Source organism: Mogibacterium pumilum, from assembly GCF_002243385.1.
Lineage (GTDB): Bacteria > Bacillota > Clostridia > Peptostreptococcales > Anaerovoracaceae > Mogibacterium > Mogibacterium pumilum.
In genome coordinates, this window is the sequence record NZ_CP016199.1 from 1,529,291 (window position 1) to 1,544,349 (window position 15,059).

Annotated in this window: 12 protein-coding genes; 1 reads left to right on the forward strand and 11 read right to left on the reverse strand. The window is 43.5% G+C overall.

From position 1 onward, the window contains the following. Nucleotides 1-5: 5 nt before the first annotated feature. The 11 genes from AXF17_RS07355 to AXF17_RS07405 form a co-directional block, all read right to left on the reverse strand. Nucleotides 6-1,274 carry a serine hydroxymethyltransferase gene (locus AXF17_RS07355; protein WP_094234457.1) on the reverse strand — a complete coding sequence of 423 codons (1,269 nt, stop codon included), beginning with the start codon at nt 1,272-1,274 and terminating at the stop codon, nt 6-8. Continuing rightward, nucleotides 1,267-2,619 carry a bifunctional folylpolyglutamate synthase/dihydrofolate synthase gene (locus AXF17_RS07360; protein WP_094234458.1) on the reverse strand — a complete coding sequence of 451 codons (1,353 nt, stop codon included), beginning with the start codon at nt 2,617-2,619 and terminating at the stop codon, nt 1,267-1,269. The genes AXF17_RS07355 and AXF17_RS07360 overlap by 8 nt, the downstream gene beginning before the upstream one ends. After that, nucleotides 2,609-5,296 (reverse strand): valine--tRNA ligase, encoded by a 2,688-nt coding sequence (locus AXF17_RS07365; RefSeq protein ID WP_094234459.1) that lies wholly within the window; start codon nt 5,294-5,296, stop codon nt 2,609-2,611. The genes AXF17_RS07360 and AXF17_RS07365 overlap by 11 nt, the downstream gene beginning before the upstream one ends. An 88-nt stretch (nt 5,297-5,384) precedes the next feature. Further along, nucleotides 5,385-6,074, reverse strand: coding sequence for a GTP pyrophosphokinase (locus AXF17_RS07370; RefSeq protein ID WP_094234460.1), 690 nt, complete (start codon nt 6,072-6,074; stop codon nt 5,385-5,387). Nucleotides 6,075-6,132: 58 nt separating this feature from the next. Continuing rightward, complete coding sequence (locus AXF17_RS07375; RefSeq protein ID WP_094234461.1) at nt 6,133-6,996, reverse strand: bifunctional 5,10-methylenetetrahydrofolate dehydrogenase/5,10-methenyltetrahydrofolate cyclohydrolase; 864 nt, start codon at nt 6,994-6,996, stop codon at nt 6,133-6,135. Between the two features lie 190 nt (nt 6,997-7,186). Then, entirely contained in the window at nt 7,187-8,506 is a 1,320-nt protein-coding gene (locus tag AXF17_RS09305; RefSeq protein WP_207651546.1) for a ribonuclease HII, read from the reverse strand. Between the two features lie 58 nt (nt 8,507-8,564). Further along, nucleotides 8,565-9,452, reverse strand: a complete 888-nt coding sequence (gene ylqF / locus AXF17_RS07385) for a ribosome biogenesis GTPase YlqF (RefSeq protein WP_094234463.1) — start codon at nt 9,450-9,452, stop codon at nt 8,565-8,567. A 75-nt stretch (nt 9,453-9,527) separates the two neighbouring features. After that, on the reverse strand, nt 9,528-9,869 hold the full coding sequence (gene rplS, locus AXF17_RS07390) for a 50S ribosomal protein L19 (protein ID WP_094234464.1): 342 nt from the start codon (nt 9,867-9,869) through the stop codon (nt 9,528-9,530). Between the two features lie 270 nt (nt 9,870-10,139). Beyond that, nucleotides 10,140-10,970 carry a patatin-like phospholipase family protein gene (locus AXF17_RS07395; RefSeq protein WP_094234465.1) on the reverse strand — a complete coding sequence of 277 codons (831 nt, stop codon included), beginning with the start codon at nt 10,968-10,970 and terminating at the stop codon, nt 10,140-10,142. A 29-nt stretch (nt 10,971-10,999) separates the two neighbouring features. Continuing rightward, nucleotides 11,000-11,608 (reverse strand): histidine phosphatase family protein, encoded by a 609-nt coding sequence (locus AXF17_RS07400; RefSeq protein ID WP_094234466.1) that lies wholly within the window; start codon nt 11,606-11,608, stop codon nt 11,000-11,002. Between the two features lie 23 nt (nt 11,609-11,631). Then, nucleotides 11,632-13,959, reverse strand: coding sequence for a SulP family inorganic anion transporter (locus AXF17_RS07405; protein WP_094234467.1), 2,328 nt, complete (start codon nt 13,957-13,959; stop codon nt 11,632-11,634). A gap of 98 nt (nt 13,960-14,057) precedes the next feature. Between AXF17_RS07405 and AXF17_RS07410 the strand changes: the two genes are divergently transcribed. After that, nucleotides 14,058-15,029 carry an aldo/keto reductase gene (locus AXF17_RS07410; protein WP_094234468.1) on the forward strand — a complete coding sequence of 324 codons (972 nt, stop codon included), beginning with the start codon at nt 14,058-14,060 and terminating at the stop codon, nt 15,027-15,029. Nucleotides 15,030-15,059: the final 30 nt, after the last annotated feature.

Consider the following 15,059-nt stretch of genomic DNA (forward strand, 5'->3'; position numbering starts at 1 on the left):
AAAAGTTATTTTACTTCTACAGCCTTCTCAGCATCTAGCTTCTTAACAACTTCGTCGATTCTGTGTGCAACTTTGATAAAGTCAGCTTCTACAAATCCTCTTGTTGTCATTGGAGCAGTTCCAACTCTAACACCGCTTGTCTGCATTGGGGAACGCTTCTCGTTAGGAACACAGTTCTTGTTGAGAGTGATTCCAGCTTCGTCACATGCATTCTGAAGATCCTTACCTGAGAATTCCTTGTCCGAAAGGTCGATAAGGAATACGTGGTTATCAGTTCCACCTGTAACGATGTTGTATCCCAGCTTGAGCATTTCGTCAGCAAATGCTGCGCAGTTCTTTACAACCTGTGCTGCATATTCCTTGAATTCAGGTTTTAGTGCTTCTTCAGCACAAACAGCTTTTCCAGCGATGATGTGCTCGAGCGGACCACCCTGTGCAAATGGGAATACTGCACTGTCAATCTTCTTAGCGAACTCTTCTTTACAGAAGATCATTCCGCCTCTAGGTCCTCTAAGTGTCTTGTGAGTTGTTGTCGTAATGATGTCAGCATATCCGAATGGGGATGGATGTGCTCCACCAGCAACTAGACCAGCGATATGAGCCATATCTACCATAAATAGAGCACCAACGCTCTGAGCGATTTCAGCAAACCTCTCAAAATCGATGATTCTTGAGTAAGCACTAGCACCAGTGAGGATCATCTTAGGCTTAAGCTCCTTAGCCTTCTTCTCGAGGTCTGCCATATCGATAAACCCATTATCATCTACGTTGTAGAAATGAACATCGAAGAACTTACCGCTGAAGTTAACCGATGAACCGTGAGTTAGGTGCCCACCGTTGTCTAGGTTGAGTGAAAGGATTGTATCACCTGGTTCTAGTACTGCGTTGTAAGCAGCAAAGTTAGCCTGTGAACCACTGTGTGGCTGCACGTTTACGTGATAATCTGTGTTGAATACTTCTCTCCACTTGTCACAGCAGTACTCTTCAAGTTCGTCAACGTATCTTGTTCCGCCGTAGTATCTTCCCTTGTTTCCGGAGTGTCTAGCAACTGGCTTTGCAGGATATCCCTCTGCATACTTCCATGATAGGCAGCTTCCGCAAGCAGCAAGAACTGCTTCTGAACAGTAGTTCTCGGATGCGATTAGCTCCACGTTGTTCTTCTGTCTGTTGTACTCCTTCTCAACTAGAGCAGCAACGGCAGGAGATGTCTTTGCAATTTCAGCGATATTTTCTAGGTTATATCTGCTGTCATCGTAGCCATTTCTGTCAAACATTAATTTTCCCGTCCTTTCGATTGAAAAAAATTCTTATATCTCCAATAAGATATATGGATCCTAAAAAGAGCAGTACGTCTGCACCAGACGCAAGTGCCCTATCAAAGGCTGTTTCTTCATCGCTGATGGCTGTCACAGCGATGCTCTCGTCTTCAAGAAGCGTCTTGAGCTCTTCTGCTTTGAGAGCTCTTGGACTTACAGGTTCTGTTGCAATCACTTCATGGCAATAAGCTGTAGCAAGCCCAGATTTGAGTATCTCTGTCATAGTCTGATACTCTTTGTCAGCAAAACATCCGAAGACTGTCAATATCCTTTTATCCTTGAAAATGGTCTCTCTAAGTTCCTTTAAGGTAGCCATCGCAGCTGTGAGACCTTGAGGATTGTGTGAACCATCTATAACTATGTATGGGTTACTCCTGAGGATTTCGAAGCGTCCCATGTTTCTCGCATTTTCAAGACCTTGCCTGATTTCCGAATCATCAATAGCTATTGAACCGCGATTTCTAATACATCTCACAGCTAGCAATGCTGTGATTGCATTTCTAATCTGATGTTCACCTATGAGCCCTATCTTGACACCGTCCATCTTGACTTCATCATGACCTTCAGTGAATTCAAAATCAAAGCTCATAAGTTCAGAATAGTCATTAATTTTGTATTCAGCAAGCGATGCGTCGATAAATTTTGCATTCTTTTCCTTGGCAGTATCCGATATGACCTTTTTTACTTCAGGTTCTGGAGATTCCGATACAACAGGAATACCTTCTTTGATAATCCCAGCCTTTGCCTCTATAATCTCGGTCAACGTATCTCCGAGCATGTCTACGTGGTCAAAGCCTATCTGGGTGATCACAGATACGAGAGGGTTAGAAATGACATTTGTCATATCCATCTTACCGCCGATTCCCGTCTCGAGAATCACGATATCAGGTGACTGCTCCTTAAAATACATCAGCGCCGTAGACGTCAATATCTCGAACTCCGAGAAGTATCCGAAGCCTTCATCATTCACCTGTTCTGCAAAGGACATCACATATGTGGCAATCCTGCAGAAGTCATCGTCACTGATATACTGCCTGTCGATATCAAATCGCTCGTTATACTCCATCACGTGCGGCGAAGTGAACACTCCTACTGAATAGCCAGCAGCTCTAAGCATAGATGCCATGAATTGACACACCGAGCCTTTCCCATTCGTACCTGCCACATGGATGACCTTAAGCTCTTTCTCTGGGTTACCTAGTAGCTCAAGGAGCCTTCTCATCCTCTTAAGACCAATCGGCCCCTTCTTGGCTGTCATGCTCCATATGCGCTGAATAAGTTCTTCACTTGCTTTATTTGCCACTTGGTACACCCATGGACTCAAGTCTCTTGATTACTGTTTCCAGCATTTCGCGATACTTATTGCCCTTCTGCTTCTCCTCTTCAACTACTGATGCAGGAGCCTTCGCAACGAATCCCTGGTTAGAGAGTTTCTTCTCTACACGAGCAACCTCATCTTCGAGTCTCTTCTTCTCCTTCTCAAGTCTCTTGCGCTCTGCTTCAAAGTCAACTAGGTCAGCTAGCGGAATCAGGAGCTCTCCTCCTGTGAATACTGCTGAAACTACGCCATCAGGAGTCTCGCTATCAGTACTCTCGACTTCTATCTCTACAACGTTGGCTATTTTCTGAATGTGAGCAGAAATTGCTTCGATTGTGTCCTTAAGTGTATCTGTCTTGACAATCAGATTTAGCTTGCGACTAGGCGCAGCATCCACTTCTGTTCTGGCATTTCTGATAGCCTTGATGATTTCTTTGGCAGTCTCAATTCTTGCTACAGATTCAGCAAACGACTTAGCTTCATCATAAGTTGGCCATGACGCTGTAATGAGTAGATTATCCTCGCTCTCGGCAGCATCTGATTCTGCTGGTAGATATCCCCAGATTTCCTCTGTAATAAACGGCATGAATGGGTGAAGTAGTTTGAGAAGATCCTTGAGAACGCTCTGAAGAACGAATCTCGCAGTAGCTTTATCTTCCTCATCATCACTCCATAATCTCGCCTTGATTAGCTCGATATACCAGTCGCAGTATTCATCCCAGATTAGTTCGTATATCTTCTGACCCGCGAGTCCAAGCTCGAACTTGTCCAGCGAATTTGTAATATCTGCCGCCGCTTCATTTACAAGCGATATAATCCACTTATCTTCATCTCTGAGCACTGCCGCCTCAGTAGTTGCCATCGGCAGTAGGTTGCCGTCATCATCCTGAAGATTCATAATCGTAAATCTCGACGCATTCCAAAGCTTGTTAGCAAAGTTACGTGAGGACTCGAGTCTATCCCATATGAATCGAGTATCGTTACCAGGTGTGATACCTGTGATTAGCATAAACCTGAGAGCATCCGCTCCAACCTTATCGATTACCTCAAGTGGATCAATTCCGTTGCCAAGCGACTTACTCATCTTTCGGCCCTGCTCATCCCTGACGAGTCCATGTAGGAATACATATTCAAAAGGTGGTTCTCCCATAACTTCGCATGCTGAGAATACCATTCTGATAACCCAGAAGAATAGAATATCATATCCTGTTACCATTACAGAATTAGGATAGAAGTAATCGAGTTCTGGCGTCTTTTCAGGCCACCCTAGCGTTGAGAAAGGCCATAGTCCAGAGCTGAACCAAGTATCAAGCACGTCCTCATCCTGATGGAAATGTGTGCATCCGCACTTAGGGCATGCGCTTGGCATCTCATGACTTACGACTATTTCATCGCATTCATCACAGTAATATGCTGGGATTCTGTGACCCCACCATAGCTGCCTCGATATGCACCAGTCATGAATATCGTTAAGCCAGTTTAGATAAATCTTCTCAAATCTCTCTGGAACATGCTTTAGCTTTCCAGACTTTGCCGCCTCAACTGCTGGCTTAGCGAGTTCTTCCATCTTGACAAACCACTGATCCGAAAGCTTCGGCTCAATGGCGTTGTGACATCTATAGCACTTTCCTACTGGAATATTCAGATCTTCAATCTTAACGAGGAAGCTAGCCTCTTTAAGATCGTGTACCCACGCCTTACGGCACTCATATCTGGTCATTCCCTCGTATTTACCAGCTAGCTCATTCATCGTAGCATCATCATTCATACAGGACATGATTTCAAGGTCATGTCTCTGTCCTACGAGGAAGTCGTTAGCATCGTGAGCAGGAGTAATCTTTACAGCACCAGTTCCCTTCTCTGGATCTGGATACTCATCTGCGATTACAGGGATTTCCCTGTTCAAAATAGGTAGAATTACTGTCTTACCTACTAAGTCAGTGTATCTCTCGTCCTCAGGGCTTACAGCGATTGCAACGTCACCGAACATAGTTTCGGGTCTCGATGTAGCAACGGTGATACCGTCACCGCCATCCTTTGCCGGATAACGGAAGTACCAGTACTTACCCTGCTCATCCTCGTGTTCAACTTCAGCATCAGATAAAGACGTCATACAGTCTGGGCACCAGTTTACAAGTCTGTTGCCTTTGTATATCATGTCCTTCTCATAGAGTCTAATAAAAAGCTCTGTTACAGCCTTGTTGCAGCCCTCGTCCATTGTAAAACGCTCTCTACGCCAGTCGCAGGAGTCTCCGAGCTTACGGCACTGCTTCGTGATTCTGCCGCCATACTCCTCTTTCCACTTCCATGCGCGCTCGAGGAACGCCTCTCTACCTATGTCTTTCTTATCCTTGCCGGTCTCTTCACGGAGAGCGTTGTTAACCTTAACCTCAGTTGCGATACTAGCGTGGTCGCTACCAGGTAACCACAGCGCGCTGTATCCCTGCATTCTCTTCCATCTGATAAGGATATCCTGCAACGTCTGGTCAAGTGCATGTCCCATATGAAGTTGCCCTGTGATGTTTGGAGGCGGCATAACTATGCAGTATGGCTTCTTGTCCCTATCCACCTCTGCGTTGAAAGAACCATGCTCCTCCCACATCTCATAAATACGATCTTCAAAATTCTTGGGATCGTACGTTTTAGCAAGATTTTTACCCATTTTTTACTCCTAAATTCCTATTATTCTATCTCTACGGCTTCATATATCTAGCTGTAAAGCATTCGCTATATGTTCAGCTCAAGTGCGTTTATTCGTCAGAAAAAACTTCGTGTCTGATATTCTCCATCCTATTATCCACATCTGCGAGTATCTCTGAACATATCTTCAGCTTGTTCTGAAGCTCCTCGCTCAGTGCACCTTCATTCTTGTACTTAAGCTCATGTTCCAAACTCGCCCACGTATCCATGGCGATGCTGCGGAACTGCATCTCAACGGGAATCGAGACTTTTTTGCTGACGAGAAATATCGGAACCTCTATGACAACATGTAAGCTCCTATAGCCGCTTTCCTTAGGATTTGAGCTGTAGTCTTTAATCCTTATAAGCTTGATATCCTCCTGCTTGAGCAACAAGCTCGATAACCTATATATATCATCTCTATAATTGCAGACAACTCTAACACCTGCGATATCATAAATCTGCTTCCTAATCTCTGCGAGGTTATTAAGCGGATCTTCTATGCCATATCTCTCAGCCTTGTCGAATAAGCTGTTGACCGACTTTAGTCTGTACTGAATGTGGTGAATAGGACCATGATCATCATGCTGCTTGAAATCATCGTCGAGAATTTCCAGCTTAGTAGAAATCTCTTTTATCGCAGCCTCATACTCGAGTCTGATGTCAGCGATTTCTTGAAAAAAAGCGTCTTTATCTCTTACAAGCTCAAGCTTGTTTTTACTCAATCTTTCAGGATTGAGTATCTCGTTAGTAATATTCATTCCCACTTTACGTCCTTTAAAATCAAAGTTTGTTGTAAGACCTATTAATCAAATATCTCTAGGCACGCTCTGCCGCTTTCACTACGTTGCGTAGGAGCAGTGCAGTCGTTACGGTGCCAACTCCACCTGGAACAGGTGAATAGCTTAGTGATGTAGGCATACCCTCAGTTTCTAGCGCGCCGGAGTCAAAGTCGCCTGCGAGTTTTCCGTCCTTGCCAGTGCCTGTGCCGACATCTATGATTATCTGTCCGTCATGGAATAGCTCTGGGCTATATGACTCAATCTGGCCTGTAGCGAGTACAACAACATCTGCTCTCTCACAAGCTTCTCTAAGATTCTCATCTGTAGTTCTGGTATGGCACACAGTAACCGTTGCATTAGCATTCATCATCATGAGCATCAGCGGCTTACCTACTCTCATGCTTCTGCCCACAATTGTTACCTGCTTACTTTTGAGGTCAACACCGTAGAATTTCAGTATCTCCATGCAAGACTCCGCTGTGCAAGCGTAGAATGCGTTAGGATCATTTGCAAAAAGACTTGCATAAGAAGCATCAGTAATCGCATCAATATCCTTTGCTGGATTCAGGAGCGCACGTAGGCACTCACCGTCGATTCCTTTAGGAAATGGCATCAGCATGATGATTCCATCAATGTTATCATCGTTATTGATCCTTGTGAGTTCTTCCTCAGCAACACTCTGAGACACAGTCTCTTCGAGAACTACAGACTCGCATTCTATTCCATATTTTTCCGCTCTCTTGATGATAGCTCCCTCGTAATACTTCTCTCCATCGTCCTCGCCGATTCTGAAAGTAGCAATCTTAGGAGCATTGCCTGCTTCAGTTAGCGCATTAACTCTTGAAATAATATCCTGATCTATGGCATCCCTTACGGGTGCGCCCTTTAGTAATGTATGCATATCTACTGTTTCCTCCGTATTTTTAACGTACAAAACCGACTAATATTATAGCATAGTGACAAAAGAATTAGTACATTCTTTAAGCCAAACGACAAAAGTGTTATTACATAAAACATGCAATAACACTTATTATTTTAATTAATTTAAAAACACATTTTGTGTTGGCTTCCAGTAGGTATTTCGAAGCTCCCTACTTATTGAGAACCGCCTTTGCGAGCGCATCCGCAAGCTCGTTGTATTTATCGCCAGAGTGACCCTTGACCTTTACAAAACTAATTTTCATAGATTTGCGGTTCTCGCGAATGTACTCTTTGTACGCTCTCGTCATGTCGAGATTAGCCTTCCATTCATCGTCTGCCCATTTCCCAACGCCAAGATAATCGTGGTAGATGACAACCGAATCTATTCCATGCTCCTTGCAGTAATTAATCGCTAGCTCTGCACCCTTGATTTCACCAGCGACGTTTCTTAACTTGCTACCAGCGTCATCAGTATAGAGTTCGTTAAGCTTTACAGTCTCACCATCTACAAGGATTACCGCCCCAGAAGCATAATGTCCCGTCGCTATATCGTAACTGCCATCGACATATGCTTTTACGATACCATCATCCTTCAATGGTGCATTGGGTTCAGCTTCTTCCTGTGCGAAGTAGTTCGGTTTAAGCTTCATGCTTTCAAGCACTTCTGAACCAACAAACTCCTCTGCTTCGCTAAGTCTTGCAAATCCTTTATATTCAGAATTCGGGAAGCCGTCAACCTGCATCTTGCACTCATCCCAAGTACCATAGATACCCGGAATCCTTCCGACTTTTACCGCATAAAACTTTTTCTTAGCCATTTTACTTTCCTCACTTGCCTTGAACTTTTTGAGAAATGATTTGCGATGAATCGGAGAAATTCCGAGGTTGTGTAGACCATCATAATGAGTAGCCGTTCCGTACCCCTTGTTGCTAGCAAATCCATACCCTGGATATTCAGTATCAATCTCTTTCATAAATGAATCTCTTGAGACTTTTGCGACTATCGACGCTGCCGCGATAGAGTAGCATGTAGCATCACCTTTTATTATCGGCTTCTGTGCTATGCCCTCAGCCTCTAAATCTACCGCATCTATTAGTAGCATTTCGATATTTTCTCCGTCTGGAAGCTTATTCTGCACTTCTGTAATAGCACGGTGCATCGCTAACTTCGTAGCATTAAGGATGTTGATATCATCGATTTCTTTTGCCGTCGCAATACCTATTCCGTAAGCTACTGCACCTTCACATATTTCCTTGTAAAGCTTCTCTCGCTGCTTCTCACTTACCTTCTTGGAATCATCAACTCCAGGCACTCTAAAATCCGATGGCAAGACAACACATGCCGCATAAACAGGCCCAGCAAGCGGTCCGCGGCCTACTTCATCTATACCCGCGATATTTTTAATTCCGGACTCACGGAGCTCATCTTCAATCTGAAGTAGCTCATGCATCCTTTTCATTTTCTTCTCTTCACGTTCTTGCTTCGTCATAGTTAGATTCTCAACTCTTATAACAGCGCAGGCACACCCAGCTGCGTTACATTTCATACTACTTCTGATTTAATCTCTCCAGTGTGATGTTGCCTATGATTCCAGCTCTAAATTCATCTAGAATCGTACGACCAGTTCTCTCGTAGTCGATGCGCTTTCCAGACTGGATAAAGCCTCGCTTTAGAGCAATCGCTTCCATGTCAGCTAGTACAGGATCTATAGGTTCTCCATACTCGTTATATTCTTCCTCGTTATCACCCATAAGACCGTCAAGCTTATATCTCGCAATAAGTTCATCCGGGTAGTTCGCTCTAAGAACCTTCAGTAGTTCAAATGCGAGGTCTTGCACATTCAGAATCTCGTCCTTGATACTTCCGCAAAATGCAAGGTTGAGACCTACATGAGGATCCTCGAACTTCGGCCAGAGAATTCCCGGTGTATCGAGAAGCTGCATGCCGTTTTCAAGTGTAACCCACTGCTTTCCCTTGGTAACACCAGGTCTATCTCCTGTCTTGGCACTTTTCTTGCCGATAAGTCTGTTGATAAAAGAAGACTTGCCAACATTAGGCACTCCTACAATCATCATGCGAAGCGGTCTCTTGAGAGCACGTGCCTTATTTCGCTCTATCTGATACTTATCTAAAACCTTGTAAAAAGCTTTTATATTGTCACCATTTCTGGAATCGACAGGCAGCGCAATATCTCCAGCCATCTCAAAATATCGCTTCCACTCGTCAGTCGCTTGCTTATCGGCGAGATCGCACTTTCCGAGAATTACCACACGTTTTTTGCCAGAGATTAGCTCATCTATTATTGGGTTTCTACTAGATAGCGGAATCCTGCTATCTACTATTTCTACTACGAGATCTACAGCCTTGAGATTCTCCTGTATGAGCTCGCGTGTCTTCTTCATGTGCCCTGGATACCAGTTAATGTTATTAATCATATTTTCTCCTAAGAAAAATGCATACCACAGCAATCTGCCGAGGTATGCATCATTATCCTTACTTGTAAGCTAAAACTAGTTCGCCTTCTTGATTCTTGCAGCCTTACCTGTTCTCTCACGCATGTAATTAAGCTTAGCTCTTCTAACGCGGCCCTTCTTAACTACCTCGATCTTGTCAACCTTAGGTGAATGTATTGGGAAAGTCTTCTCAACACCGATTCCCTGTGCAAGTCTTCTTACAGTGAAAGTCTGAGAAATGCCGCCATTCTGCATCTTGAGTACGTATCCTTCGAATACCTGGATTCTCTCTCTCTGTCCCTCGATAATTCTAACGTGTACCTTTACAGTATCACCGACATTGAACTCAGGAACATCATTCTTCTTATAGTCCTGTGTAATCTGATCTAAAATATTCATCGTTATTCCTCCTCCCTCTCAAAGACGTTCGTAGCATGTTTCTTCTTCGAGCTTCGCTCGTTACTTGCATAGCTAGAGGACCGTCCGTAATAACTTTTGTATGATATCATACCCCTACTGTTATTGCAAGGGTTAAAAGCCCATTCTGTTAAATCAAGAAACATACAGGAGTAATTGCTCCTGTATGTTTTCTTATTTAGTTGCTTTTCTAACTTCTCGTGAGCTATGTACAAACACGCACATGAGTATGTACATAGTCGTTCACAGCGATTACTTTATATTCGCATTCTTAGCAGCGACCAGTCCTTTTCTATAAAGCGACTTTAGCTTATCTATATCCCTAGTCAGCGTCTTGAGCTTACCAATACTTTTAGGCGCAATTATCGTAGCCACGCCCTCCTCTTCCAGCTTCTTAACAGCATCCAGCTGAATATTATATATTTCAGCTCTATGCTCTAATAGCTCAGCCGCCTTAGGATACTGCCTTGCCAGTACCTGTGCCATCCTCTTATCGCTATTTCCCACGCGATAACTGTCCTTTGGCCTAGTTAAGATAATTACGAGTTCATCGCATCCATCATCTAATGCCTTCTTATATGGGATTGGGTCTGCTATACCCCCATCAAAATATTCCACACCATCTATCTTATAAGGTTTATTTACAACCGGTACGCAGCTAGACGCATTTATAGGTGCATAGTTATTATAGTTTAGATCGGCTTTTGTAAAGTATTTAGTCTTGCCAGTATTTGCTTCAGCAGCAATTATTATGAATTCTGATGGATTGTTCTTAAGAACTTCGAAATTTAGTGGATATTCACCATAACTGTTAGACAGTGTGCCATATACATAATCTAAATCAACATATGAACCTGTCTTAATGAAATTATCAAGACTCATATATTCCTTTCGCATAGCATATTCCGTATAAAATTCATAATTTCTGTGTTGTTGTCCTGCAAGGAATGATGCTATATTAGCGCAGCCAGCTGATACACCATAGCACCTGTCAAAAGCCTCTCCATACTCAAGGAAGTAGTCGAATACTCCAGCTCCAAATATATCACGCGTTCCGCCACCAACATCAATAATGCCTCTCATGCCTTACCTCCTTTTATATAGTAAATTATTTATTTTATATATTTATCAGTTTCAATCTGCAGGTCATCCCTGACTTTAAGTTCCCAACCTTCGACATCGACAACTTTAACATTGCAGTTTCCGACATGCTCTGTCCACAAATCACTGAATTCCATGCCTCTCATATAGAGAAGCATCATGTGAATTGCCGTACCGTGAGATACTGCAAGAATGTTGCCTTCGCTGTTTTCATCTCGCACCCTCTCGAGGAATCGCTTAACCCTGAATTTAAGTGTCTCTAGTGATTCGCCTCCCTTCGGTGGCATGTAAGTCTCTGGCGACAGAAAAATATTGCTTTTTTCTCCCTTAATCTCCTCGTACTTACGTCCCTCGTTTGTTCCGAAATCAATTTCGGTGAGATTATCGTCGATTATGAACTTATCTCTAGTTAAACCAGTTGCAATCTCTCCAGTCTTAATCGCTCTCTCAAGCGGGCTACAGAACACCTTGTCAAACTTGATTCCACTTTCCTTAAATAGCTCTGCAACTTTCTCTGATTGAGCAATTCCAACATCATTGAGTTCAGTCTGCATACGCCCTTGAAAGCGCTTCTCACCATTGAAATTAGTCTGCCCATGTCTAAGAATGTATAGTCGCATAATGATTTTGCCTTTCTGAATTTCTATTTTAACTTTTTCCTTTGAAAATACTCTTTGACTCCATCCACTAGGTGCTCAAGTTCGTTTAGACCTGGTAGCATGTGCTTGTCATGAAGATTTTCATTAAGCTTCTCGCGTAGTTTCTCTTTATCTGGACCTTCTTCGCGAATCCTCTTTATTTTCTCCCACAGCACTGGATAATCTCGCTTTATAATCTCTCTGTGACGAGCTCTCTCCTCAGCAAATGCATGGTACGCATCTGGGAATCTGCTCTTGAACTGCTCTTCGCGAATCATTCTCGTTCTGATAATCTCGTCGAGCTCTTCAGAGTTTCTGTCGTTAATCTGTAAGTCTAGCTTTGCATGATATAGCAAAATCTTCTCACGCACTCGCTGGAATTTCTCGAGGTCAATCTTGCCGAGTTCAAGGAGATGAGCGAGCTGAAACTCGAGGAAATCCAGAAATGTCTCTTCATCGATTTCACTCCAATTGCTGCCAAGTGCATTTCGCTCGGCTTCACGAATCATATCTTCATCCACTTCCTCAAGGTTAATCAGCTTATCCGCGAGCGAGTTAGCAACCTCCTCCATCCTAGCTTCTGCCTGATCTCCGTATGCCCATTCAAACTCCGCAATCTGGGCGCTGCCGGCAGAGCCGCTAATCGGTATGTAACATACGTTACCTTCGCAGTCACCAAGCTTATATGGCTTATTTATTCCCACGGATTTTAGCGCCTGATATATATGAGGAACTATCGCATAGTCCTTAAACATCTGGTCCGCGCCAAATGCACGTAGCTGGTCATTGAGATTTCCCGAGTGCTCTGTCAGGAACAGCTTAATACCACGCTCCTTATATTTATTATATAGAATCATAAGACGTTCAACCGCTGTAACATCGATGCTCGTAATTCCGCTGGCATCTATGATAACCGCCTTCATATCATCGGTAACAAGATCATCAATCTCATCCTTGATAGTATTTGCATTAGCGAAGAACAGCGCCCCACCAAATCTATATATCAAAGCGCCCTTAACCTCACGAGTTCCCGTAGTTCTATCGACAGGATAGAACTGGTCTTTTTCAGGTATGTACCCGAGTCTGCTTCTAGGAGGATTCGATGCTCTGATGATTACCGTCACAAACGATAGGATAATGCCGATAAGAACTCCATAAATCGTTCCAAAAATCAGAACTGTGAACATTACCACGTAGAAAATCCTCCACTCAGTCCTATCAACCTTACGTAGCTTTGCAGCTAGGTCGAATTCCGTACTACTGATAAGTGCAGATATCACTATCGCAGTAAGTATTGGTACAGGGAGCATGTGGATAAAGCTAGTTCCAAAAATAAGGATTATCATCATCGTAAATGCCGCTGATATCGACATCACCTGAGACTTCACGCCGAATTGATCGGCGATATTGCTTCTTGAAACACTTCCATTTACCGGGCAGCAACCAACGAGGCCGCCCGCTAGATTGCTCATGGCATATGCTAGAATCTCTCTGTTGTTATCAATCTTGTCATCGTACTTGAGAGCAAAATTATTTGTGGCTAGAAGTGTCTCCGAGATGATAACTATAGCGATAATAAGAGTTTGCAGCATCATCGTTCTGACATTACCATGAACTAGCGTAACATCTGGATTTACGATAGCTGGTAGACCAGACTTCACCTCAGGCAGGAGCTTCACTCCATAGCTCTCCAGATCCATAAAGTAAGTAAGCCCTGCTCCGACGAACATCATGACAGCACTCATTGGAATCGCTGGAATAACCTTTTTGGACCCTAAAATTATGATAATCGTTCCGAGTCCTAGAATTAACGATGGAACGTGAATTCCAGAACTTGCTGATTTATATATGTGATTGAGGAGTTCGTGTAGTTCTCCTCTTCCAGAATCTCCACCAAATAGTTTCGGAATCTGCATCAGTATTATCGTAGAGCAGATACCTGTTATAAAGCCGCCCATAACTGGTGACGAGATATATTTCACCAATCTTCCCAGACCAACGATTCGAGCTAGTAATATCCAAGCTGCCGTAAACAGCGTAATAACAGGGATGATTTGTACAGCCTCTTCCGATTGATACGCTATGCCCATCGAGTAGAGCATACCTCCGACGAGAGCAGCAGGTGCAGCATCTACACCAAATACAAATCTCGGTGAACTCGTTATAATCCCGTAAACCAGTATCGGTAGTAATGAGCCGTATAGTCCGTAAATCGGCGGTAGCCCCGCAACGAGCGCATAACCGATGGAAATCGGAATAGATACGAGCGCGATGATGATTCCGGCTGGAATATCTTTTTTCAAAAACTGCAAATCATACCCTTTTATTGACATCTGGTTCCCCTGTTACGAGTGTCGCTTAGCAAAAATCAACACTACTTCATTCTAAACTTAATGTGTATTATACATCAGTTGCGTGTTAAAATTATGATATGAAAAGAATTAGATTAGGATTATCGGGCATAAAGGTTTCTGAAGTTGGTATGGGAACACTCACTATGGGTTTTTCGCAAAAGAATCTTTCGATTGACGAAGGCTCACGAATCATCGTACATGCGGTGAGGAGAGGAATTAATTTTCTCGATACGGCTCAATATTACGACACATACAGATACTTAAAACCCGCATTAGATATAATTAAATCAGATGAAAAACTTGAGATGCCGATTGTCTGTAGCAAGACACTCGAAACTGGCTACGAACGTGCTGCTGCTGCAGTTGACGAATGCCTTCTAGCACTCGGACTTAAGCAGATAGACATATTCCTGCTTCACGAGGTTCGAGGTACCACAGACCTTGCAGATAGAAGCGAGGCTTGGAAGGCTCTACAGGATAAGAAAGCTGCTGGATTGATTAAAGCTATTGGAATTTCGACACACCATGTCGATGCCTGCAAGGCGATGGCAAAGTTTGAATCGTGTGACATAGTCTTTCCTCTTATCAATAAAGCTGGCATGGGTATCAGAAATGGCGATGGACCAGGTACCCGCGAGGACATGGAAGAAGCGATAAAGCTTTGTTCACAGCGAGGGATTGGCGTGTTCACCATGAAGGCTTTTGGCGGTGGAAATATCATCGAAGATTACGTCGATTGTCTCGACTATGTCACTTCATTAGATGGTGTTGATGCCGTGATGCTAGGCATGGGAAGTCTAGAGGAAGTCGATGCTGCAGTCAATTACTTTGAGAGAAATCTTGACAGTGATTATCGCCCTGACATCAGCAACAAGCGCATGATGGTCGACCAAAGTGACTGCGAGGGCTGTGGCACTTGCAAGGCTCGCTGTGTAAGCGAAGCGATATATTGGAATGACGACGGACTAGCTGAGATTAACGTTGAAAAATGTGTTCGATGTGGTTACTGCGCACCCGTTTGTCCTGTTCGTGCCATTGTTTTTTTATAGTATTTAAGAAATATATTCATTATCCGTCTT

Bases quoted from the DNA above. Each gene is read 5' to 3' on its own strand.
- AXF17_RS07400 (WP_094234466.1), bottom strand. From the start codon at position 11,608: ATGCGACTATACATTCTTAGACATGGGCAGACTAATTTCAATGGTGAG.
- AXF17_RS07375 (WP_094234461.1), bottom strand. From the start codon at position 6,996: ATGCATACATTACTAAAGGGCGCACCCGTAAGGGATGCCATAGATCAG.
- AXF17_RS07355 (WP_094234457.1), bottom strand. From the start codon at position 1,274: ATGTTTGACAGAAATGGCTACGATGACAGCAGATATAACCTAGAAAAT.
- ylqF (WP_094234463.1), bottom strand. From the start codon at position 9,452: ATGATTAATAACATTAACTGGTATCCAGGGCACATGAAGAAGACACGC.
- AXF17_RS07365 (WP_094234459.1), bottom strand. From the start codon at position 5,296: ATGGGTAAAAATCTTGCTAAAACGTACGATCCCAAGAATTTTGAAGAT.
- AXF17_RS09305 (WP_207651546.1), bottom strand. From the start codon at position 8,506: ATGACGAAGCAAGAACGTGAAGAGAAGAAAATGAAAAGGATGCATGAG.
- rplS (WP_094234464.1), bottom strand. From the start codon at position 9,869: ATGAATATTTTAGATCAGATTACACAGGACTATAAGAAGAATGATGTT.
- AXF17_RS07370 (WP_094234460.1), bottom strand. From the start codon at position 6,074: ATGAATATTACTAACGAGATACTCAATCCTGAAAGATTGAGTAAAAAC.
- AXF17_RS07405 (WP_094234467.1), bottom strand. From the start codon at position 13,959: ATGTCAATAAAAGGGTATGATTTGCAGTTTTTGAAAAAAGATATTCCA.
- AXF17_RS07410 (WP_094234468.1), top strand. From the start codon at position 14,058: ATGAAAAGAATTAGATTAGGATTATCGGGCATAAAGGTTTCTGAAGTT.
- AXF17_RS07395 (WP_094234465.1), bottom strand. From the start codon at position 10,970: ATGAGAGGCATTATTGATGTTGGTGGCGGAACGCGTGATATATTTGGA.